The organism is bacterium (assembly GCA_021372515.1).
Taxonomy (GTDB): Bacteria; Gemmatimonadota; Glassbacteria; order GWA2-58-10; family GWA2-58-10; genus JAJFUG01.
In genome coordinates, this window is record JAJFUG010000171.1 from 19,909 (window position 1) to 42,463 (window position 22,555).

General features: G+C 64.5%; 20 protein-coding genes. 15 read left to right on the plus strand and 5 right to left on the minus strand.

All coding sequences use genetic code 11. From position 1 onward, the window contains the following. Nucleotides 1–37 precede the first annotated feature (37 nt). Together LLH00_15660 and rsmI are read left to right on the plus strand one after the other, a co-directional pair. A complete protein-coding gene (locus LLH00_15660) occupies nucleotides 38–394 on the plus strand; it encodes a YlbF family regulator (protein ID MCE5272717.1) in 357 nt (118 codons plus the stop codon). A gap of 46 nt (nucleotides 395–440) precedes the next feature. Then, nucleotides 441–1,280, plus strand: a complete 840-nt coding sequence (gene rsmI / locus LLH00_15665) for a 16S rRNA (cytidine(1402)-2'-O)-methyltransferase (GenBank protein ID MCE5272718.1) — start codon at nucleotides 441–443, stop codon at nucleotides 1,278–1,280. A gap of 11 nt (nucleotides 1,281–1,291) precedes the next feature. Here the strand turns inward: rsmI and LLH00_15670 are convergent, their stop codons facing one another. The 3 genes from LLH00_15670 to LLH00_15680 are packed head-to-tail and all read right to left on the minus strand — an operon-like array spanning nucleotide 1,292 to nucleotide 4,648. Further along, nucleotides 1,292–2,569, minus strand: coding sequence for a hypothetical protein (locus LLH00_15670; protein MCE5272719.1), 1,278 nt, complete (start codon nucleotides 2,567–2,569; stop codon nucleotides 1,292–1,294). Between the two features lie 26 nt (nucleotides 2,570–2,595). Then, nucleotides 2,596–3,480: a hypothetical protein gene (locus LLH00_15675; GenBank protein ID MCE5272720.1), complete on the minus strand. Its 885-nt coding sequence runs from the start codon at nucleotides 3,478–3,480 to the stop codon at nucleotides 2,596–2,598. A 10-nt stretch (nucleotides 3,481–3,490) separates the two neighbouring features. Beyond that, on the minus strand, nucleotides 3,491–4,648 hold the full coding sequence (locus tag LLH00_15680; protein MCE5272721.1) for a PQQ-like beta-propeller repeat protein: 1,158 nt from the start codon (nucleotides 4,646–4,648) through the stop codon (nucleotides 3,491–3,493). A gap of 253 nt (nucleotides 4,649–4,901) precedes the next feature. Here LLH00_15680 and LLH00_15685 point away from each other — a divergent pair, with 253 nt between their 5' ends. The 9 genes from LLH00_15685 (at nucleotide 4,902) to LLH00_15725 (ending at nucleotide 13,527) form a co-directional block, all read left to right on the plus strand. Continuing rightward, on the plus strand, nucleotides 4,902–5,369 hold the full coding sequence (locus LLH00_15685; GenBank protein ID MCE5272722.1) for a 23S rRNA (pseudouridine(1915)-N(3))-methyltransferase RlmH: 468 nt from the start codon (nucleotides 4,902–4,904) through the stop codon (nucleotides 5,367–5,369). A gap of 4 nt (nucleotides 5,370–5,373) precedes the next feature. After that, the gene (locus tag LLH00_15690; GenBank protein ID MCE5272723.1) at nucleotides 5,374–5,817 is read left to right on the plus strand and encodes a GIY-YIG nuclease family protein; all 444 of its coding nucleotides are present in this window, start codon (nucleotides 5,374–5,376) and stop codon (nucleotides 5,815–5,817) included. Beyond that, entirely contained in the window at nucleotides 5,814–6,545 is a 732-nt protein-coding gene (locus LLH00_15695; protein ID MCE5272724.1) for a methyltransferase domain-containing protein, read from the plus strand. Before LLH00_15690 ends, LLH00_15695 begins: the two co-directional genes overlap by 4 nt. Next, nucleotides 6,542–8,155 (plus strand): bacillithiol biosynthesis cysteine-adding enzyme BshC, encoded by a 1,614-nt coding sequence (bshC, locus tag LLH00_15700; protein MCE5272725.1) that lies wholly within the window; start codon nucleotides 6,542–6,544, stop codon nucleotides 8,153–8,155. The genes LLH00_15695 and bshC overlap by 4 nt, the downstream gene beginning before the upstream one ends. A 53-nt stretch (nucleotides 8,156–8,208) precedes the next feature. Then, complete coding sequence (locus LLH00_15705) at nucleotides 8,209–8,901, plus strand: YggS family pyridoxal phosphate-dependent enzyme (GenBank protein ID MCE5272726.1); 693 nt, start codon at nucleotides 8,209–8,211, stop codon at nucleotides 8,899–8,901. Between the two features lie 24 nt (nucleotides 8,902–8,925). Continuing rightward, on the plus strand, nucleotides 8,926–9,852 hold the full coding sequence (locus tag LLH00_15710; GenBank protein ID MCE5272727.1) for a DivIVA domain-containing protein: 927 nt from the start codon (nucleotides 8,926–8,928) through the stop codon (nucleotides 9,850–9,852). Nucleotides 9,853–9,900: 48 nt separating this feature from the next. Beyond that, nucleotides 9,901–10,725 (plus strand): purine-nucleoside phosphorylase, encoded by an 825-nt coding sequence (locus tag LLH00_15715; protein MCE5272728.1) that lies wholly within the window; start codon nucleotides 9,901–9,903, stop codon nucleotides 10,723–10,725. An 80-nt stretch (nucleotides 10,726–10,805) separates the two neighbouring features. Beyond that, nucleotides 10,806–12,842 (plus strand): DUF4091 domain-containing protein, encoded by a 2,037-nt coding sequence (locus tag LLH00_15720; GenBank protein ID MCE5272729.1) that lies wholly within the window; start codon nucleotides 10,806–10,808, stop codon nucleotides 12,840–12,842. Between the two features lie 94 nt (nucleotides 12,843–12,936). Next, complete coding sequence (locus tag LLH00_15725) at nucleotides 12,937–13,527, plus strand: flavodoxin family protein (GenBank protein MCE5272730.1); 591 nt, start codon at nucleotides 12,937–12,939, stop codon at nucleotides 13,525–13,527. Between the two features lie 31 nt (nucleotides 13,528–13,558). Here LLH00_15725 and LLH00_15730 read toward each other — a convergent pair whose 3' ends face one another. Next, on the minus strand, nucleotides 13,559–15,358 hold the full coding sequence (locus LLH00_15730) for a Na+:solute symporter (GenBank protein ID MCE5272731.1): 1,800 nt from the start codon (nucleotides 15,356–15,358) through the stop codon (nucleotides 13,559–13,561). A 341-nt stretch (nucleotides 15,359–15,699) separates the two neighbouring features. Between LLH00_15730 and LLH00_15735 the strand changes: the two genes are divergently transcribed. Then, entirely contained in the window at nucleotides 15,700–18,798 is a 3,099-nt protein-coding gene (locus tag LLH00_15735; GenBank protein ID MCE5272732.1) for a DUF4091 domain-containing protein, read from the plus strand. A gap of 108 nt (nucleotides 18,799–18,906) precedes the next feature. Here LLH00_15735 and LLH00_15740 read toward each other — a convergent pair whose 3' ends face one another. Continuing rightward, on the minus strand, nucleotides 18,907–19,440 hold the full coding sequence (locus tag LLH00_15740) for an NUDIX domain-containing protein (GenBank protein ID MCE5272733.1): 534 nt from the start codon (nucleotides 19,438–19,440) through the stop codon (nucleotides 18,907–18,909). 164 nt (nucleotides 19,441–19,604) lie between these two features. On the opposite strand from LLH00_15740, the gene mtaB reads away from it, so the two are divergent. From mtaB to LLH00_15755, 3 genes are all read left to right on the plus strand, one after another. Beyond that, on the plus strand, nucleotides 19,605–20,927 hold the full coding sequence (gene mtaB / locus LLH00_15745) for a tRNA (N(6)-L-threonylcarbamoyladenosine(37)-C(2))-methylthiotransferase MtaB (GenBank protein MCE5272734.1): 1,323 nt from the start codon (nucleotides 19,605–19,607) through the stop codon (nucleotides 20,925–20,927). A 13-nt stretch (nucleotides 20,928–20,940) separates the two neighbouring features. After that, on the plus strand, nucleotides 20,941–22,251 hold the full coding sequence (gene miaB / locus LLH00_15750; protein ID MCE5272735.1) for a tRNA (N6-isopentenyl adenosine(37)-C2)-methylthiotransferase MiaB: 1,311 nt from the start codon (nucleotides 20,941–20,943) through the stop codon (nucleotides 22,249–22,251). Nucleotides 22,252–22,301: 50 nt separating this feature from the next. Then, nucleotides 22,302–22,555: hypothetical protein (locus LLH00_15755; GenBank protein ID MCE5272736.1), on the plus strand; the 254-nt coding region annotated here is incomplete at its 3' end.

The window sequence follows — 22,555 nt, forward strand, 5'->3', positions numbered from 1 at the left end:
AATATTGCCAACCGAGTCGAGGATTGGAGACAACCCGATGGATATCGAAACCGAGGCCCGCCAATTGGGCCGTCTGATCGCCCAGACCCCGGAGTACCGCTACTACGAAAGCTCCTCCCGCAGCGTGGGGGATGACCAGGAGATGCGTGACCTGGTGACCAGACTGCAACAGCTCGAGGAGAGCATCAACCATTTGGTGCATTCCGGCCAGCCGGTCCCGGACCAGGACAAGACCGAGTACGAAAGTGTGCTGGCCGACCTGCAGGGACGGACCAATTTCCAGGCCCTGATCTCGAGCCAAGAAAACTACCTCAAACTGATGAACAAGGTCAACGAGTACATTGCCGAGGGTATCCGCGAGGGTGGCCAGAGCCGGATCATCACCAATTTCTGAGCCGCCGTGTCAGCAGCCGGCGGTTAAGCCGGGGCAGCTGCATCTTGTGGCCACCCCCCTGGGGAACCTGAAAGACCTCACGTTCAGGGCCGTGGAGGTGCTGAGGTCAGTGGCGGTGGTGGCCTGCGAGGACACCCGCCACAGCCGCAAGCTGCTGCAGCATTACGGGGTGGGCTCGCGTCTGATAAGCTGCCACGAGCACAACGAGGACGCGGCCGCCCGCCAGATCGTCTCGCTGCTGGAGTCGGGACTGGATGTCGCCCTGGTGAGCGATGCAGGCACGCCGGGGATCTCCGACCCCGGCTACCGGGCGGTCTGCCTGGCCGTGGAACGCGGCCTGACCGTGGTCCCGGTGCCGGGGCCCTCGGCCGTGGCCGCCGCGGTCAGCGTCTCGGGCCTGCCCACGGACCGGTTCATGTTCGCCGGGTTCCTGCCGCCCAAGCTTCCCGCAATCAAAAGCACCCTTCAGGAGCTGGCCGCCCTCAGGGCGACCCTGGTGTTCTATTGCCCGGCCCGCAGGCTCCGGAGCGCCCTGAAAGCCGCCTCCGAGGTGCTGGGCGATCGCCGGGCCGTGGTCTGCCGCGAGCTGACTAAAGTCCACGAGCAGGTGGCGCGGGGCAGTCTGAGCCGGCTGTGTGCAGCCATGGACAGCGGTGAGATTCCGGTCCGGGGTGAGGTGGTGCTCTTGATCGAGGGGCAGGGCAAGGCCGAGACGGCCGAACCGGCGCTGGACCTGGCCGGGCAGATCGCCGCGCTGCTGGATGATTTACCGCAGGCCGAGGACCTGGGCGCAAAGCAACTCACGGTCCTGGCCGCGGCCAGGACTGGAGCGCCGCGCAACCGGGTCTACCCCTTGGTCTGCGCCTGGCTCAACCGCCGCGGCTGAGCCACCGTTAATCAGTTGAAATCCTGGACCACGATCTGGCCCGGGTGATTGTTCAGGTGGGTCTGCCAGAGCACTGTCCCACCGCTCTGAAGGCAGCTTATGGTGCCGTCGCCGCCGGTGACATACAGACTCTGGTCGAGCCTGTCCCAGAACAGATCGGTGGGATGGCCGAGGTTGTGGACCTGGGCGCGTATGTTTTTCAGGTCGTCGATCTCGTAGACTATGTCCGCATCCATGTCCGCGACCCAGCAGACAGTGGCGTCGTCATTGGCGGCGATGTCCTGAGGGTTGCTGAAAATCTTCAGGTTCCAGTCCACATCATCGATTGTCAGGTGGAATATCGCCTTGGCGTCATAGTCCAGCACCCAGGCCCGGCTGTTCGCGCTGATTCCGGAGACCACTTTCTCCGGGCTGATGAAAGCCGAATGGGTGATCTCCCGTATCGCTCCGTTGGACTCCAGGTAAAGCATCCTGTTCTCATCCGTGGCCACCCAGGCCCCATCGTACTTATAATCCAGCTCGATCCAGGTCGGAAACACATCCGTGCGGTAACTGACCTCCAACTCGCCGGCGCGGCTGAGCCGGAAAACCGTGCTGTTGAGCGCCCAGCTCGCGATCCAGAGGGCGTGGTTGAACGTGTTGAAACGGAACGCCGCGGTCTGGCCGAGGTTCCCCTGATCCGGCACGTAGCTGCCGTCGAAATAGAAGCGGTATATCTTGGCCGTAACCGCGTCCAGGACCCAGATTTCGCTGTTGTCCGGGCGGACCTGGATGTCCTGCACGAAATTGAAGCTGTACTCCATATCGTAGCGCTCATCCCTGAAATCGGGGGTCAGACGGGTCACCGCGGTCCGGTCCAGGTTCGAGACCCAGGGGTAAGACGGCCCGGGAGTGGCCCGGTCGTTCTCGGTCACAGGGCGCTCCTCGCTGTCTTTCAGCAACAGGCGCAGACGGTACTCGTAGGTGGTGCCGTTCTTGGCCTGGGGGTCGCGGAAACTGGTGTTGTCCAGGGCCAGGACACTGTCGGAGATGACGGTCGTATCCGTGTTCCCCACAGTCACGCGCTCCACCTGCATGCCCTTCACGTCCTCGTAATCCAGCGGGTCCCAGTAGAGCAGCACCTCGTTGTTGCCGGCCAGGGCGTTGAAACCGGCCAGCCGCTGCTCGTGGTCGGGGTTCCGCGGGTCGAACGGGTTGGAGCGTGGACGGTCCGAGCAGGCCAGGGCCAGCAAGGCGGACAGGGCCAGCGCGGCGAGCAGTGGGTATTTATTTTGGAACGGTCCCGGCACCTCAAATCTCCATGCGCCGTAAGGCGTCAGAATTCGTAGGAAAGCTCCAATCCCCGGGCCGAGTTGACCAGGGAGAGCGGACTCCGGCTGCCGGCGCTGCCGGGCCGACGGATCACGAGCTTGCGGATCACGAAATAGCCGAACGCGCCGATTGAGACATTCCCGGCGATGAAAGCGGCCTTGGACAGACGGTCGTTGTGCAGCGCGTCCTGGTAGGCTTTCTCCCGGTCCGCCGAGCCGGCCAGGTGCAGGTAGTGCTCGTAGCTGTCGTCGGCTTTTTTGTTGTAGGCCACGCCCGTGGCCAGAAGGGCCACCCCTGTGCCCAGGGAAATCAGCAGCCGCGGCTGGGCGAGCTGTTTGAGCGGCGATAGCACATTGGCCGTTTCGAGCTCCGGGCTTTCGATTTCCACCTCGCTGGACTGTTCGAGGGCTGCGTAGACAAGGTCATTGCTGGCGCCGAGGTCGTCCAGACGGAACGAGCGGGCCAGGTAGCCCCGGAGGCTGAAAGTGAGCGAGTCCCCCTGTCCGGTGAGCAGAAGGTAGTCGCCTGGGGTGCGGCCCAGGGTCCGTCCCCGGTACACCACCCGCGCGTCCTGCGGCTCGGTGCGCAAGCGGAACACCCGGCAGGCGGTGAGGTCTATCGTGCGCTCGCCTGCGGGCCCCAGTGAGAACGGGTATTCAAGGTAGCGGTGCGCCCAGCGCGTGTCGCTGAAAGAGGGGAAGAAACTGAGCAGGTGCTCGCCGGGCGTGATCTCGATGGTGGTGGTCCCGGAAACGCCCAGGGTATCGTAATCCAGCAGGATCACGCCGCTGTCCGGCACCAGGGTCAGCCGCCCGGGAGCATCCTCGGCGCGCAGAGAAGCGGCCGCTGCGGCCAGGCACAGGCACAGACCCAGACAGAGCCCGAACACTGGCCTGGACTCAATTCGTTTTGGGGCGCAGAGCATAGACCGATCCCCTATCCGAGCAATAGAATACGTACTGTCCGTAAACCAGCGGCGAGGCGCTGAACCCCTCTTTGATCGTGTTCTGCCAGAGGCGCTCCCCGCTGTCCCGGTCGAACGCCGCCATCTGTCCGCTCTTGGTGGCGGTGAACACGTACCGTCCGGCCAGGGTGGGGGTGCTGATCGAGACCCCGTCCAGGCTGGTCCGCCACTGTTCCGCGCCGTCCTCGGCCGAAAGGCGGATCAGCTTGCCCTCGCGCGAGGCCAGGAACAGGTTGCCCTCCTGCCAGGATGGGCCGCAGAAGAAATGCTGGCCGGTCTTGACCTCCCAAACCTTCTCCAGGCTTTCCATGTCCACGCAGGCCACCCGGCCGTCGCTCAGGCACAGGAAGAGCCTCCGTCCATCCGAGGCCAGATCGCCCAACAGGGTGTGGCCCAGGTCGAGCTTGCCCACCTGACGGCCTTTCTCCACCTCGACCTTGTAGAGCGTTCCCTGTATACTCGGAATGAAAAGGTTCGGCTCCTCGAACACGGGGGCGTACTCGAAGGTGCCCTTGAGCTGGGTCTGCCACTGGCGCACCCCGTTTTCGGGGTTGATACAGACCACCCGGCCGGTCTGGACAAACAGGTAGAGCTGGTCCTTCTCCAGGATCGGCGCGGCATCCGCGGGGCCGTAGCTGCGGTTCTGATACTTGTGCTTGGTGTTTATATCGGTGACGTAGGCCCGGCCGTCGGGCAGGTCGGTGGTGAAATAGAACTTGAGGTTGGAGATATTGACCGCGCCGCTGACCGCGCCCTTGAAAGTGCGCAGGAACACCTGGCGGCCGGTGTCGCGGTTGTAGCAGAGCAGACGGCGGTCGCGGGTGGCGACGAAGACGAAACTGTCGGCCGCGCAGGGGGTGTTGCCAATCGAGCGGGCGTCCCGCTTCTTCCAGACCACCTCGAGGGGCAGGCGGATATCCGGGTCCAGCGCGGAGCTGCGGCCGTAGTCGGCCTTGTAGACCCGCCATTCGGCCTGGTCGTCGCTGAACCAGCCGGCGTGTTCCTCGGCCCGTAAAGCCGGGGAGACCGACAGCACGGTCACGGCGGCGAGGATGAGACACCGAAGCCTGACAGGGAAAGAAATATCGGTCATGCTCCGCTTCCGGGACATTGGCCAGAGAGTGACTAATTACTTGAGGTTCCTAACAATATAGCTCCCCGAACGCGCAAGTCAAACCATCCCGGCGTTGACTGCGGCTGCGGCAGGCGCTAAATTCGCCCTGTGGACCTTTCCGCACACCCCGCCCCTCCCGGCCGCTCATTCGGTTCTACATCCGGCGGGCGGCTTTGTTCCCTTTTTACGGCAGGGGCAGGGACGGCTGAACCGGTCAACCGACGGGGACTGCATGAATTATCATATTCTGGCCGTGGGCAAGCTGCGCGACCGCTCCGTGGCAGCACTGTGCGAGGAGTACGCCCGTCGGCTGAACCGCGGCGGGACGAGCCTGGTTGTGGAAGAGGTGCGCCAGGAACAGGGCGCTTCCGAGGCGCAGCGGGTGATCGAGCGCGAGAGCGCGCGCCTGCGCGAGCATGTCCCCAAGGGGGCTTTCCTCGTGGCCCTGGACCCGACAGGCGAGGCCGTGAGCTCTGAGGAACTGGCCGCGCGCCTGGAGCGCCTGGGCCTGGAGGGGCGTTCGCGGGTGGCGTTCCTGATCGGTGGGGCGCTGGGCCTGGAGCGCTCTCTGGTGAAAGAGGCCGGCTGGGTGCTCTCGCTCTCGCGCATGACTTTCCCCCACGAGCTGGCCCGGCTGATCCTCATCGAGCAGCTCTACCGCGCCGACAGTATCCTGCGGGGGGAGCCCTACCATAAGTGAAACCTTGGTAAAAGGGGTGTACCTCTACCGTTTCCTGCTGGAGCGGGACCATACACTGAGAATCGGTCGGCTCGGGGTTTTCGGGTTCGGGCCGGGCTGTTACATTTATGCAGGCAGCGCCCTGGGAGGTCTTAACGCGCGCCTGGACCGTCACCGGCGTTTCGGCCCGGTGGACAGTCCGCACTGGCATATCGACTGGCTTTCGGCGCTGGCGGTCGGGAAGTGTTTCGCCGTGGTGGAAACCGCAGCGCGCCTGGAGTGCGAGCTGGCCCGGTCCGTGGCCGGGCTTCCCGGTGCAACATCGGCGGCGCCCCGGTTCGGGGCCTCTGACTGCCGCTGCGCCACGCACCTTTTCCGGCTGGAACGGCCGCAGTGGCCGCGCTTTCCCGGCCTGCACCCCTGGCCGGAGCCGGAGTTGCCCGAAAAAGAGAGTGGGTTATATAGATGAACTGGTACGAAAAGACATTCGGCAGCCGTTATCTTGACCTGTACAGCCACCGGGACGAGTCCGAGGCGCGCTCCGTGCTGGCGCTCATCCGTCACGCCGCAGCCCCGCTGGGTGGACCTCCGCTGCGGGTGCTCGACCTGGCCTGCGGGGCAGGGCGGTACAGCCGTCTGCTGGCCGCCGAGGGCCACTGGGTGGCTGGCCTGGACCTGTCCGCCGAGCTGCTCAACCGGGCGGTGGGGAATGGCAGGCAAGCCGCGTTCGTCCGGGCGGACATGCGAGCGGTGCCGTTTGCCGGCTCGTTCGACCTGGCCTTGAGCATGTTCACCAGTTTCGGCTATTTCGACGCCGACCGTCAGAACGCGGCGGTGCTGGCCGAGCTGGCCGGGGCCCTGCGGCCCGTGGGCGTGTTCCTGATCGATTTCATGAACCGTCCGCAGGTGATCGCCACGCTCAGGCCGAATGACAGTTTCGAGCGTGACGGGGCGCGGGTGAGCCAGCGGCGCTGGATCAGCCCGGACAGCCTCCGGGTGGAGAAAGAGGTGCTGGTCGAGGGGCCGGGCGGCGTGACCGAACGCTACGATGAATCGGTGCGGCTGTTCTCGCGGGCGGAGATGGAGGGCATGCTTTTGGCAGCCGGGCTGGAAGTGGGGGAGGTGTTCGGCGATTACGACTTTTCGGGCTACAACGATGCCGCGAAGCGGCTTATCCTCATAGGAAGGAAAAAGTGAGCGAAACCGGATTGCTGTTCCATGCCGCCCTGCCAGCGCCGAACCGCCTGGTGCGGGACTACCTGGCCGGCGAGCCGAGAGCTTGTGCGCATTACGGCGGCCGGTACGATGATATGGAGCGCGTGCGGGCGCTGGCCGCACAGGTGGACAAACGCCTGGATCGCGCGCGCGTGGCAGCGATCCTGCGCCGCCAGCCGACATTCGGACTGACAGCCCAGGGGGCCGAACGTCTGGAGCGGTTCGAGCGTCAGGGCGGGTTTGTCGTGACCAGCGGCCAGCAGCCGGTGCTGTTCGGCGGACCGCTCTACATCCTGTACAAGGCCTTGACCGCGGTGCGCCTGGCCGCGCGTTACGAGGCCTTGCTTAACGCGCCGGTGCTGCCCGTGTTCTGGAACGCGGAGGAGGACCACGATTTCGAGGAGATGCGCGCGTTCGGCCTGCCCTCCGCAACGGGTGGCCTGGAGAGCCTGGGCCTGACCCCGCGTCCGGGAAACCGGGTCCCTGCCGGGGCGCTCGTTCCGGGGGGGGAGATGCAGACGGTCTATGCCGCGTTCGAGGGCCTGGCCCCGCAGAGCGAGTTCCGCCCCTGGCTGGATGCCATCATTCACGAGAGCTACACTCCGGCCGCCAGCCTGGGCCGGGGGTTCGGTGCACTTGTCGCCGCGCTGCTGGGAGAGCACGGGCTGTTCGTGCTGGAGGCCTCCACGCCGGAGCTGCGCCGTGCCGGAGCGGAGCTTTTCGGGCGCGAGGCTTTCGACTCCAGGGCCGTGTTCGACTCGTTCCAGGCCCAGTGCCGGGCGCTGGAGGCCCAGGGCTACCCGCAGCAGGTGACACCGTTGCCCGGCGAGACCAACCTGTTCCTTCTGCGGGAGGGCAGCCGCGAAAAGCTGGTCCTGGGGGAGAGGGACGGCTCGTTCAGCCTCAAACCCTCGGGCGAGAGGCTGAGCCGTAAAGAGCTGGAGACCCTTCTGGCGGAAAGTCCGGAGTCTTTCAGCCCCGGGGTGTTGCTGCGTCCGCTTTTGGAATGCCGGGTCCTGGGCAGCCTGGCCTACGTGGCCGGGCCGGGCGAGATCAGCTACTACGGCCAGATGGGTCCGCTGTACGCTCTGCACGCTCTGGAGCGTCCGCTGATCTATCCCCGTCTGGCCGGGTTCGTGCTCGAGGCCCGGGTGCGCAAAGTCCTCGACAAGTATTCCCTTACTCCCGCTGATCTCAAAGCCGGGGCCCGGGCCGCGGCCGACCGTATCCTGGCTTCCGACCCGGCGCTGGGAGAAATCCTCGCCCGTCTGGACAGCCTGCGACGCGAGAATGCCGAGGGCCTGGAGGCGATAAAGCCCCTTCTGTCCGGGATTGACCCGACTCTGGCCGGGCCGTTAGTCTCCACCGCCGGGGCGATCAGCTCATCCCTGGAGCGCCTGGAGAAAAGAATTTCCTCCGCCGCCCGTGGGCACGACCAGATCCTTCTGGGACAACTGGAAAAAGCGGCGGCCGGCCTCTGGCCCGGCGGCGCGCCCCAGGAGCGCGCCCTGGCCTTTGTTTTTTTCCTGGCCCGCTACGGCCGGGATTTTATCTCTTTCATCGACAGTCAGGCCGTGGCCGCTGCGGGCTGAGTGCAACCTTGCTTTTTGCGGCGGCGGCCCGTAGTATTGTCCGCGGAAGGAATATGATCCAGAGAATACGTGAAAATCTCGAAGATGTCCGTGCGCGTATCGCCCGGGCCGAGGAGGCCTCCGGAGCGGCCGCTGGCAGCGTGACCCTGGTCGCGGTGACCAAGACCCGTTCCATGGAGGAGATAGAGGCGGCCCTGGCCTGCGGGGTGACCGATATCGGCGAGAACCGGGTCCAGGAGGCCCAGGAAAAGGTTCCACGCCTGGTCCGCCCGGTGCGCCGTCACCTGATCGGACACCTTCAGCGTAACAAGGCCAAATTCGTGCCGGGGCTGTTCGACCTGGTGCAGTCGGTGGACAGCGAGCGCCTGGCCCTGGCCCTGGATGAGTGCGCCGCGCAGAACGGGGCGCGCCTGACGGTGCTGATGCAGGTGAACACCTCGGCGGAGCAGAGCAAGTCCGGGGTGGAGCCGGAGGGCGCGGACAGGCTTCTGGAATACATCGCCACGCGGCCGAACCTGGAGCTGCGGGGCCTCATGACCATCGGCCCGCTGACCGATTCGGTCGCGCGGATCGCCGCCTCGTTCAGGCAACTGCGCGCCATGTTCGAACGCTACCGCAGCAACGCCGGCTCTGCCTGGCGGATGGACATCCTGTCCATGGGCATGAGTTCGGACTACGAGATCGCAATCGCCGAGGGAGCGAACATGGTTCGGGTTGGCACGGCCATTTTCGGGCCGCGCTACTGACCAAACTAATAAGGGGAGGTGACTTTGAAGATCACTCCACTGGACCTGCGGAAACCGGACCTGAAACGGGTGTTCAAGGGCTACGACGTGGACGAGGTGCGCGGGCTGTTGAGCGCGGCCGCCGACAGCCTGGAGGAGTCGCTGCGCGAGAGCCTGGAGCTGAAAAACCGTCTGACCGAGCTGGGTGAGCGGCTGAAAAACTACCAGAACATGGAGAGTACGCTCAACGAGACCCTCATTATGGCTCAGAAAGCCGGTGAGGCCTCCCGCCAGGCGGCCCAGCGCGAGAGCGAGCTGATCGTGGCCAAGGCCGAGGTCGAGTCCGAGCGCATTCTGGATTCCGCCCGGGCCCGTCTGCGCGAGATGAAATTCGAGCTGGAGCACCTGGAGGAGGAAAAGCAGTCGTTCCTGGTCAAGATGCGCTCCCTGGTGGCCAGCCAGTGGAAACTGCTGCAGGAGGAATCGGCCGTGCCGTCGGCCGCAGTGCGGCGGCAGATCACCCCGGAGCCGTACCGGCGGGAGAACGATTTCTCGGAGGGGTATTTCGAGGAGCAGCCGGAGAGTGAGAGCGACGCCGCGGAGGAAGCCCCCCCGGTGGACACGCCTCCGGCAGCGGCTGAGGCCGCACCGGTGAAAGAAAAGGCGCCCAGGGGTTTCGAGGCCGAGCTCGAGCGCGCCTCCGGGCAGGAGCGCGAGGACTCGGTGACCAGTCTGTCGCGCAAGCTGGGCGAGTTCCTGCGCGCCAGGGAAACCGGGCGTGGCGAGGCCCCGGCAGCGGTGGGGTTCGACTCCGTGACTGCGGGCTCGGGTGAGGACAATCCGGAAAACGGGTCCACCCTGAGCTGGGGCGGGACCGGGGAGCCGGCCGAGGACGGCAAGCCGGACGTGTTCTGGGGTGACACCCCGGAGGAGCCGGAACAGACCGGGAAAAAAGGCGGCCGCAAGAAATAGGGTTTCCTGCGGACAGAGAGACAGAACCGTTAAGACAAGGGGCATCCAGTGGCGGACAGACTTTACGAGGAGATTCAGGAGGCGGTTGGGGCCGTGCGCGGTCAGACCGGCATGCAGCCCGAGGTGGCGATTATCCTGGGCACTGGCCTGGGACAACTGGCCGCCGAGATACAGGTGGAGCACGAGATCGCCTATCCCAAAATCCCGCATTTCGTCTCCAGCACGGTGGAGTCGCACTCCGGCAAGCTGCTGTTCGGCCGGCTTAGCGGCAAGGCCGTGGTGGCCATGCAGGGGCGTTTCCATTTCTACGAGGGCTACTCGATGCGCCAGATCACGTTTCCGGTGCGGGTGATGCGCGCCCTGGGAGTGAAAACCCTGGTGGTCTCCAACGCCTGCGGCGGGATGAACCCGCAGTGGAACAAGGGTGAGCTGATGCTGATCGAGGACCATATCAACCTTCTCGGCTCGAACCCCCTGATCGGGCCGAATGACGACCGCCTGGGGTCCCGCTTCCCCGACATGTCTCAACCCTATTGCAAGAAACTGCTCCGCCTGGCCGAGGAGACCGCGATCGAGGAACGCATCCCGGTGCGCCGCGGCGTATATGTGTCCGTGCCGGGCCCCAACCTGGAGACCCGCGCCGAGTACCGTTTCCTGCGCGGCATCGGGGCGGATGTGGTGGGCATGAGCACCGTGCCCGAGGTGATCGTGGCCGTGCACGCCGGCATGCGCGTGCTGGGCCTGTCGATCATCACCGACCTGTGCCTGCCGGATGCCCTGACACCGACAGGGATCGACGAGATCATCGCCGCGGCTGGCAAGGCCGAACCCGGGATGACCCGTCTTATCGCCGCGGTTCTCAGGAAAATCTGAACTAAAAGCGTGAGCACGGTTTCGCCGTTTTATGCTCCGGGACAATCCAGCACAGAAAAGTAAAACCGGCAATGGACTCCATGCGCGGACGTATTGGTTGGCTTTGGCTCACGGGCCTGTGGCTCGCTTTCCTGCCCATCGCCGCTTATCCACAGACTCAGGTTGCAGGCGGCGCTGCGGCGGTCCTGCGCGGCGACCTGGATGAAAACCAGCGGGTGGACATTTTCGACCTTCTGGGCCTGCTGCGCTATGTAGGCGGCGGCAGTCCCGCGGATGCACGTATAAGGCGGATCGCCGACCTGGACCGCTCGGGCGACGGCAAGGTGACGGTGTTCGACCTGCTGGCCATGCTGCGTGTCCTCTCGGGCGCGGTCAAGCCGGATACGCTGCTGTTCTCCAGCCCGTTCCGACGGGTTTGGGCGCTGGGCGATGGCGAAAAGGTGTTCCGCGAGAACCTGGACCATCTCTCCAGCCACGGCAACGGGGTCTGGGACGGCGACACGATCCGCTTGAGCGGCCTGTACAACGAGGTGCTGGCTTTTCAGGTGATCTGCGAGTCCGACAGTCTCGGGTCCTCGCAGGTGGATATCCGGATGGACCCACCCGCGAGGATGGAGGGCGGGCCGGTGATTGGGGGCGCGGGCGGGCCGGAGTACGGACCCGGCGGTTACGTGGAGGTGTTCAGCGAGCATTACCTCCACGTGGTGAACCCTACCGTTCTCTACTGGTCCTACGGCTCATCCGCCTCGGCCCCGGCGCACATGACCGGCTGGATCCCGGATGCCCTGATCACCCCGGACTCGAAGCCCGGCCTGGGCGGTTTCCCCCTCGACATCGAACCCCGTCAGAACCAGGGGTTCTGGTTCGACCTCTACCTGCCACGCGACAGTGTCACCCACCCGGCCGGGGTTTACTACAGCACCGTGCGGGTGCGCACCCAGGGCTGGGAGGTGGAAACGCTCCCGGTCAAGATTACCCTTCTGCCGCATTTCCTGCCCGATTCCACCCATTCGAATGTCTGGCTTTACCACGACATCGTGGAGCGCTATTACAGCGATTACATGTCGAGCCAGGAGATCGAGCGAATGCTCAAATACACCGCCCACCGTCACCGGATTGATCTGGTGGGCGGGTTTAGCGTGCATTACTCGGCTTTCGACAGCACTATGATGGAAGCCTACGCGCCGTATCTTGACGGTAGCGCGTTCACCGTGGCCGCCGGCTATCAGGGGCCCGGCCAGGGACAGGGGGAAAAGCTTTTCCCAATCGGGATGTATGGTTCGAGTGTGATGGGCGACACCTGGAGCGAAACCTACCGCAACTCCGACCTCTGGGTGAACTGGTTCGAGGCCCACGCCCCGCAGGTCAGGTATTTCTGGTACCTGATCGATGAGCCGGGCGAGGACATGTTCAGCTGGATCGAGCAGCGCGCCGGCTGGATACACTACAATCCCGGTCCGGGCAAACGCTTGCCGATTTTCATCACTCGCCCCTACACCGCCGAGCTGGACAAGGATATCGACCTCTGGGCCGGCGGTGACGGGGTGCCGCTGGATAAACTGGCCGCTTTGCAGAGCCAGGGCAAGGACCACTGGTTCTACAACGGCAGCCGACCGCGCTACGGCTCTCATATCCTTGAGGACGAGGCGGTGGACCTCCGGGTAAACGCCTGGATCAAGTACATGTACGGAATCAACACCTGGTTCCTCTGGCACGGCACGCACTGGATACACAACGGCTCGGGTCCGCGCGCAGGCCAACCCCAGAACGTGTTCGTGGACCCGGTCACTTTTATCGGCAACCCGACCACGTTCGGCAACGGGGATGGGGTCGTGTTCTACCCGGGCCGCGAGCCGTTCTTCACCGACCAGGACCGCGGGGTGGACCATCTGTTCGGCTCGATCCGGCTGAAAAACATCCGCCGCGGCCAGCAGGATTTCGAGCTTCTGCGCCTGGCCGAGCAGAAAGCCGGGCGGGACGCCGTGCTGGAGATCATCCACTCGGTGGTGCCCAAGGCGATGAGCGAGGTGAACATGAACGCGAAAGTGCCCTGGTCGCAGCGTGGGGATGACTACGACACGGCGCGGGCGAAGCTGCTGGAAATGCTCGGCCGCTGAGGCGGGCGGACCGCCCCCGCTGGGTGTGGAGACGGTGCTGATTCCTTAAGCAATGGCAAGCTGAAATTTATCCGACTGCAGAGAGGGGATCGAAATGCGGACGCTGCGGGTTGTGTCGCTGCTTGGCAGCCCCAGGAAAAACGGGAATACGGCGCGGGTGCTCAAATGGGTCGAGGAGAGCCTGCAGAAGGCGGGGCACACGGTGGAGCGCCTGGATATTCCGGCGCTGGGCCTGGAGGGCTGCTCGGGCTGCCATCTTTGCCAGAACAGCCCGGCGGAGGATTTGGTCTGCTCCCGTCACGACCGCGGGCTGGAGGTGTTCGGCAAGATGATCGCCGCGGATGCGGTGATCTACGCCACGCCGCTCTACTGGTGGGATTTCACGGCCCAGATCAAGCCCCTGATCGACCGTCACCTCTGCCTGGTGCGCGGCACGGATGACCCGGCGACCCACCGCTCACATCTGGCGGGCAAGCGCCTGGGCCTTCTGGTCACGGCCTACGACCACGCCGGCGAGGGCAACAGCGACCTTATAAGCGAGATGTTCCGCCGCATGGCCGAGTTCTGCAAGGCCAGCGTGGCGGCCGAGCTGGTGGTGCCTTTCCTGCGCACGCCCCTGGACCTGGGCCCGATGCAGCAGGACAGCGCCCGCCGGTTCGCCGAGGAGCTGGTCGGCGTGGCCTGAGGGCGCTGTCCCGTGTGAGGCTCTCCCGGCCCTACTGCCGGGCGGCCAGGTGTGTCTGCTCGGTGTCGTGGCGGAACATCTCCAGCCGCCAGATCACCGCGCCCAGGACCACTGACAGGCACATCATCCCGGCGCCCTTGAAATACGAGCCGAACAGGATCGAGCCGGTCCCGAAGATGAAGGAGAACAAGGCCACCGCGCCCAGGGCGAACGAAATGATGTTGAACGCCAGGGGCGGCCCGGCCGGGAGCTCGTGCTCGGGCACCTGACGGGTGATGCGACGCCAGAGCAGCCCGCCGGGGTTGACTTTCCGCACGAAATTCTTGAGCTTCTCATCCGACACCGGCTTGGTGAGAAGAGTCACGCTGATCCAGCCGGTCACGCTGAACAGGCAGATGAACATGTAGCGGTAGCCCTCGGAGAATGCGATCCCGTTCAGTTCGAGCACGTTGATCACCACGCAGCCCACAATGGACAGAACATAGGCGGTGATCTCGCTCCAGGCGTTGATCCGCCACCAGAACCAGCGCATGATCCAGACCGCGCCCAGCCCGCTGAACAACTCGGCCATGAACTTCCAGGCATCCGCCAGTGAATCGGTCATGGTCCAGACCAGGATGCCGAAAGCCAGCACCACCAGCATCGCCAGCCGTCCGACCCAGATGTAGTGTTTCTGCGAGGCGTCCGGACGGATGAAGCGCTTGTAAAAATCGTTGATCATGTAGCTGGAGCCCCAGTTGATCAGACCGGTGACCGAGGACATGAACGCGCTCAGGAACGCGGCGAACATGATCCCCCGCATCCCGGCGGGCAGGTATTTCTTGATCATCAGCGGGTAGGCCAGCTTGTGGTCGGTCAGGGTGGGGAAGTCGGCCAGCGAGATCAGGGCCACCAGGATCCAGGGCCACATCAGGAAGCCGTAGTAGACGATGTTGAACCAGATGCCGGCCAGGAACGCGTGACGGTCGCTCTTGGTGGCCATGATACGCTGGATGAACATCCCGTTGCCGTCGGCTTTCTCGCTCGACCACCAGAGGAAGAAAATGTAGGTGAAAAACAGCGGCCAGGTCAGCTCGCTGCCCGGCTTGGAGAACGGCTTGTGCGCGCCCGCGGTGGGCAGGAAACTGAGCAGGCTCTGCGTGGTCTCGCCACCGAACACCGAGACCAGCTTGGTCTCGATCCCGCCCAGGCCGCCGATCGCGCTCACCGCCATCACGGTCATGAACACCGAGCCCAGGAACGCGATGCTGAACTGCACCACCTCGTTGGCCACTACGCCCCACAAACCGGCGGCCAGTGCGTAGAACATGGTCACGAACAGCAGGACGGCCAGCGATAAATACTCGTTCCACCCCAGTAGTACGGTTATGAACGACTGCATTGCGAGCATAATAAAACCGATGTTCAGCGAGCTGTAGGCAATGCCGTAGAAAATGCTCTGGAACCCGCGCAGCACACTGGCCGAGCGGCCCTCGTAGCGCTCCTCGATGATCTCGAGCTCAGTGAGGATTCTGGCCCGGCGCCAGAAGCGGAAGAACACGAACGTGGCGCACAGGTTGGTCAGAGCGAAACACCAGAGGAACCAGTTGCCGGAGATGCCATCGCGCCGCACGAGCTCGGTCACCATGAATGGCGTGTCCGCGGCGAACCCGGTGGCCGCAATGGCGGTGCCGGCCACCCACCAGGGCAGGGCGCGGCCGCTGAGGAAGAAATCCTCCATGCTCTTGCTGGCGCGTTTCGAAAAGTAGAGTCCTATTCCCAGGATCAGGATGAAATAAATGACTATCACCAGCCAGTCGATGAAAATGAAATTCATGGTGCCCAGTTCCATGCCGCAGCTCCGGGGTCAGGTTATTAAGGCTGAAAACGGTTGTTGTCGGCGAATGTGGTCGGAGGAAACAGAGGCCTAATTTATCGTCACGCCCACGGCTGAACAAGAATAAAATCTTTCCGTGGGAATAAGCCTGGAACTCTGTCAGCACTTGAGCTGGGCAGCGGACCCCGAGTTTGTTCAAGCCCTTGAACTAAGAGGGGGGGCGTTGTATTTTGAGCGCTCGATCCTGTCCGCGAGGCCGGACCTGCGGGCTGGGTTCGTTGATAGAACGACGGCAAGCGATACATTCACCTCGATCCTGATGTTCTTCACAGTCACCAGCCGGGAGGTACAACGAGATGGACCTGCGACGTCTTGCACTTATTCTTCTGCTGCTTGTCCCGCAAGCTCTTCCGGCCGAGAAAGCCACGCTGCCGGTGACAATGGACACCGGACTTTCCTCCACGCGCGGCCATTACGATGACAACAGCGGGGCCTCGGTCACGGTGCCGCTGCGTCAGAACCAGAACTGGAGCGGGTTCGAGACCAAGGCCTGGCTGGGCGATTTCGACAGCAAGGCGATCCGCGGCTGGAGCGTGGAGCGTGCCTGGCTGAACCTGTTCCTGGCCCGTGGCGACCTTTACGGCCTGGGGCTGTGCACGGTGCTGGCGCCCTGGAAAGAGGGCTGGGGTGTCAACGGCGCCACCGGCCGGGGCGGGGCGAGCTGGAACTGGGCCAGCGAGCCGTCCGACCCGGCGCATCCCGCTCCCGGCGACCTGTGGTGCTGGCCGGGCAGCGGAGTCTACAGCGTGAGCTGGTTCCATCCGGATGCCCGCTACTGGCATGTCGATCCCGGCATGATCGAGCGCAGCGAGGCGGACAGCGGCCGCGCGGTGCATATCCGCGTCCCGGTGGACCCGAAGCTGGTCGAATCCCTGGCCTGCGGGCTGTCCTACGGCCTGGTCCTGACCGATGACAAGGGCCAGGTGGCCGAGGGCCTCACCCTCAAGGGCGATGCCGTGCCCTATGTCACGGATGACTCCCACGACACGTTCATGTACACCGGCGACATCCAGGACCCGGCCCTGCGGCCCTACCTGGAGGTCGAGGGCGGCCCGGCCGACCATACCGCCCCGGGCGCGGTCGAGGCCCTGGCCGTGGCCGAGGTGGAGCCCTACGACCCCTCGGTCACGCTCTCGTTCAAGGCCGCCGGGGATGACGGGGCCGCCAGGGGGGCCGCCCTGGGCTACGACGTGCGCTACGCCGCCTCGAAGATAGATCAGAGCGCCTGGGACAGCGCCGCGCGGGTTCCGCTCTGGCTGGTCCCCAAGCCGGAGGCGCCCGGCACGCTCCAGAAAATGAGGATATTCGACATCCCAGCCGGCCACTATTTCGTGGCGCTGCGGGCTATGGATGAGGCGGGCAACCTGGGGCCGCTCGCCCAGGTCGAGCTGACCCTGCCCGAATTGCAGAGCGCCGCCCTGGCCGCTGCGCCGTTGGAGTCCGGCGCTGGAGCCGGGAAAGCGGTCGCATTCGAGGACAAGCTCGAGCTGTGGGCCTGCCCCGACCTGGCCAAGGTGGACCCGGTGGGCGGTGGTGTGCTGCTGGATGAGGAAAACTATGCACAGGACGAGGCTTTCCAGCGCGAGAACCCGGCCTGGTCGAGCGGGAAACGCACCGTGTTTCTGGAGGCCGGACGCGGCGAGGTGGCGGCTTTCCAGTTGTTGCTGGGACGGTTGGGCCAGACGAAGCTGACCAACGTGAAAGTGAGCCTGAGCGACCTCTCGGGCGACCCGGGCGAGATAAAATCTCCGGGCAATGTCAGCCTGTTCCGGGTCTGGTACCTGGATGTCGAGCCCCGGCCGGAGGAACTGACCGGCCCCTGGGAACTGGTGGAACAGAAGGACCACAAGGCCGCCTGGCACGGCGATGCCTGTCTGCCGTTGGAGGCCCCGTTCGACCCGTCGTTCAACCTGCCCACCCGCGACAACATGGGTGATTTCCAGCGCTGGCAGTCGGTCTGGACCGACCTGTACGTCCCGGCCGGGACCAAGCCGGGCCTGTACCAGGGGAAAATCACAGTCACCGCGGATGAGCTGAAACAGCCGGCGTTCCTGATCCTGATGCTCAAGGTGCTGCCGTTCACCATCCCGGCCCAGCCCACCTGGCCCATCGATCTTAACTGCTACGCCTACGGGATGACCCGTGTTTCAGGAGTGGACATCCAGACCGAGACCAAGCGTTTCCTGGATGTGGAGCGCAGTTTCTACCAGGTGGGGCATGCCCACCGCTCCACGCTGAACGTGTTGCCCTACGAGCAGGACGGGACCGTGCAGATGCTGGCCGCACCCGATCTGGCCGGCAAGGGCGCCGCGGTCAAGGTGAGCGACTGGAGCAAGTGGGACAGCCGCTACGGTCCCTATCTGAGCGGCAAGGCGTTCACCCCGGCCATGGGCTACCGCGGCCCGGGCCAGGGCCAGCCCCTGACCCACATCTACCTGCCGTTCAACGAGGACTGGCCGATGTCGCTCAAGGAGTATTACAGCGACTACAAAGAGCTGGCCAGCCGCGTGGATTTCGCCGAGTGGGCCAAGACCTCGCGTTCTCCGGCCGAGGCCTGTGACAGGCAGTACTGCCAGGGTTTCTCCTCTGTGGTGCGCCAGTATTTCGAACACTTTGACAAGCAAGGCTTCAAGGGCACCGCTTTCCAGGTTTACTTCAACAATAAGTACTACTACAAGGTGCCGTTTTTCCGCATGCCCTACAAGCTCCACGGCAGCTCGTTCTGGCTGCTGGATGAGCCGGTGGACTACGATGACTACGAGGCCAACCGCTTTTACATGGACCTGGTGCGCCAGGGCTACCTGGCCTCGGGCAAGAACGATATCGCGCTGCATTACCGCACGGATGTCTCGCAGCCCGAGCTGGCCCGCGGCCTGTGGGACGGCCTGTGCAACCTGTGGGACAACTCCGGCCTGCTGGGCTGCGCCTCCACGGCCATGTTCCGCATGCGCCGTCTGCCGGGTGAGAACCACTGGCGCTACGGCGGCTCACCGAAGGTATCGGGACGCCTGATCGAGCTGCAGGAGAATTTCCTCACCCTCTGGGCCATCGGGGCCACCGGCGCGCTGCCTTACTGGGATGTCATGGGCGGCGGCGACTGGTTCAATCCGAATGACCTGTCGGTTTACTACAGCGGGAAGAACTACGCGCGCAGCGGGAAGAATTACGACGGCGCGCTGCCGGGTATGCGGCTCAAGGCGATCCGCCGGGCGCAGCAGGACATCGAGTACCTGAACCTGCTGGCCACGAAAAAGGGCTGGAGCTACCTCAAGCTGCGCCGCGCCCTCACCCCGTTCGCGGATGATCCCACGGCCTGGCCGCTCAGTTTCCATCACCTGGATTCGAGGAAGCTGCTAGAACTGCGCCGCGCCGTGGCTGCGGAGCTGAGCAAATAGGGGAAGTGTGAATTAGATTGTAGTGCAGAATCGGTTGAGGTCGGTTGAGGAATAAATAGGTAGGGGAGGGTTTGAAACCCTCCCCTACGTTCGTTTCGGGGGGGGGCCTCACTCTGCCGAATCGAAACTGGCTTGACTCTTCGGTTTCAGGGCGCAGAACCGGGCAAATTCAGCCTCGAAATTGGGGGTGAACACCCCGCGGCCCAGCTCGGCCTGAATCTCGTCACGGCCCCAGAACCGTCCCTCGGAAATCTCCACCGGGTCCGGGCAGAACGGACCGTCGTGATGACACATGAAAGTGCTCACCAGCTCGGTCTCCACCGGGCTGCGCCACAGGTAGCGGTACAGGAACTCCAGGCTCTCCGGCTCCCGGCCCAGCTCCTCGGCCATCTCGCGGTGCGCGGCCGCCTCGGGGCTCTCGCCTGTGTCCACGTGCCCACCCACCGAGGTGTCCCACTTGCCCGGCTGGATATCCTTGTCCGGAGCGCGTTTCTGAAGGTATATCCGCCCCCGGCTGTCCTCGACTATCACGTGCGCGGCCTGGTGGATCAGCCGCGGGTCGCCGTGCACCTGGCCGCGACGCGCCTGCCCGATCACCTTGCCCTGCTCGTCCACCAGGTCGAAAATCTCATCCGCTCCCATTCACCCACTCCTTGTCCGTTGATAAGCGAACCTTCTGTCAGTCTCCAAGATACAGTCCGTCCTGCGGAGGGTCAAGCCGCGGCGACTGCCGGTTTGACTTGGACCGGCATAAGGCTTATCTTTGGGCCGTTGTTTCCGTGCGGACTCTTTTGGGGAGCCTGGAGATGAAAGTCTGTTTCAACACGTTCGGCTGCAAGACCAACCAGTATGACACGGCCCTGATCGAACAGACACTGGCCGGGCAGGGGATCGAGGTGGTCACTGAACCCTCGGATGCTGACTGGGTGGTGGTGAGCACCTGCGCCGTGACCCGACGAGCCGAGGACAAGGCCTGCCAGTGGGTGCGGCGGATCGGGCGCGAATGCCCGCAGGCGGCCATCGCGGTGCTGGGCTGCTCGGTGGAGGTGAGCGCGGCGCGGTTCCGCGACCTGCCCAACATGCGCCTTCTGTTGGGCACGGAGGAGAAATTCCGCCTGGGAGAGGTGCTGGCCGGGCTGGCCGGGCAAGGGGTTGCTCAGGACTCACCCCTGGAGTACAGCGGCTCGGTAAGCGAAAGCCGGGCTTACAGCCAGGCGGCCGGTGCGACTATCTCGGACACCCAGGCCCGGACCAGGGCCTTTCTTAAAATCCAGGACGGTTGCAACAACCGCTGCACCTACTGTATCGTGCCGCGCACCAGGGGCCCCGAGCGCAGCCGTCCGCTGGAAGAGGTGCTGGCCGAGGCGCGCGCCCTGGAGGCCTCGGGCCACCGCGAGCTGGTGCTGACCGGAATTCATATCGGGCGCTACGGCGCCGAGCCGGGCGAGAAGTCCGGGTTGACTCGACTGGTGGAAACTCTTCTGGCCGGTACGAGCCGGGTGCGCATCCGCCTGAGCAGCGTGGAACTGGGCGAGCTGGACAGCGCTCTGATCGATCTGCTGGCCTCGGAGCCCCGCCTTTGCCGTCATCTGCACCTGCCGCTTCAGCACGGCTGCGACAGCGTGCTGGAGCGCATGGGACGCTGGTACAATACGGCCGAGTTCCGCGCGCAGGTGGAATCCCTGTGCGCCAAAGTGCCGCGGTTGGGCCTGGGCAGCGACCTCATTGCCGGGTTTCCGGGCGAAAGCGAGACAGAGTTCCGGGCCGGCTACGCTTTCGTGAAAGAACTGCCGTTCACCTATTTTCACGCCTTCCCGTTCTCGCCGCGCCCAAGCACAGTGGCAGCGGACTTGGAGGGGCAGGTGGGTCCGGCTCTGGCCCGGGAGCGGGTGCGCGCTCTGCGGCAGCTTTCAGGCGAGAAAAACGTCGCGTTCCGGAATTCCATGTTAGGGTCGAACCTGCCCGTGCTGGCCGAGACCACACTGGCCGAGGGAACGCTCGCCTGCCGCGCCGACAACTACGTGCGGGTCTACTGCGCTCCGCCCGTGCCGGAGGAACAGTTCGAATTAAGGATCACCCGTCTCTGGCGCGATGGCCTCTGGGGTGAAACCGGGACAGCAAACAATTGAGGTATGACTTTAGATGAATCATGTTAAAACTTATTATGTAGAAACATATGGCTGTCAGATGAATTTCAGCGACGCCGAGCTGATCGAGACCCTTCTGGCTGAACAGGGCCTTGCGCGGGCCGCGGATGGAGCTTCGGCGGACATCCTTCTGATCAATACCTGCGGGGTGCGCGAGCATGCCGAGCAGCGGGTGCTGGGCCTTCTGGGCAAGCTAAAGCACCGTCGCCGCCACAACCCGCACAGCCTTCTGGTGGTCTGTGGCTGCATGGCACAGCGCCTGGGCGGCTCCCTGCTGGAGAAAGCCCCCTGGGTCGACCTGGTCCTGGGGCCGGACAGCTACCGCGCCCTGCCCGAGCTGCTCGAACGGGTGAGCGACGGCCGGGGCACGGTGGTTTCCACGGAGTTCGACAAGTCCGAAAACTACAGCGACCTTCTGCCCACCCGTAGCGACCCGGCCAGCGCCTGGGTGCCGGTCACCCGCGGCTGCGACAATTTCTGCTCTTACTGTATCGTGCCCTACGTGCGCGGGCGGGAGCGCTCGGTGGAACCCGCCGTGGTGGAGCGCCAGGTGCGGCGGGCCGTGGAGGCGGGAGCGAAAGAGGTGGTCCTGCTGGGCCAGAATGTCAACTCCTACCGCTGGGGGGAGGTCGGGTTCGACAGGCTGCTGCGCCGTCTGGACGCGGTCGAGGGGCTCACCTGGCTGCGCTTTCTGACCAGCCATCCGCGCGACCTGAGCGACAGCATAATCGAGGCCATGGCCGAGTGCGATAAAGTGGTAGAGCACCTGCACCTTCCCGTGCAGTCCGGCTCGGACCGTATCCTGGCCGCGATGAACCGCGGCTACGGCCGCGACTACTACCTGGAGCGGGTGGAGCGCCTGCGCGAGCGTATCCCGGGGCTGTCCCTGACCACGGATATCCTGGTCGGGTTCCCGGGTGAGAGCGAGACAGATTACGAAGACACGCTCTCGCTTATGGAGCGGGTGAGGTTCGACTACGCGTTCACGTTTCAGTATTCGGTGCGCCCCGGCACCCGGGCCGCATCACTGGCCGACAGCGTTCCCCTGGAGGAAAAGACCGCCCGCCTCAACCGGGTGATCGAGCTCCAACGCGAGCACACCCGGGCCGCCCTGACCGCCCTGCGCGGCAGGGAGCTGGAGGTTTTGGTACAGAGCCCGGCCAAGAGCGGCGGCGCCACCTGGCTCGCACGGACCCGCCGTCATTTCAGCGCCTACCTGAGCGCGGACAGCTCCCTGCGCGGACAGATCATCCGGGCGAAAGTGGTTGGCAGTACAGGTATGAGCTTGAAAGTGGAGAAGATATAGATACGAATTAAAGCAAGACTTTAAATAGTGTTCCGGCAGGAGAGCGCCTCATGTACGCGGACAGGCTCGAAAAAGATTCTCTGCGTTCCGGCGGGGGGCGGGCCCCGGCGCTGGTGTTCGCGCTCCTGACCGGGACCGGGGTGTATCTGGGGCATCGGTTCTCCGGCCCGGACCTGACCGTTGTCACAGCCGCCGGGCTTGTTCTCTCCCTGGTGTCCTTCCTCGTAGCACGGCTTCTTCATCTGAAACAACCGAATGTTTACGCTGCCGCCGGGCTATTGCTGTGCGCCGGGTTTGTGCTCCT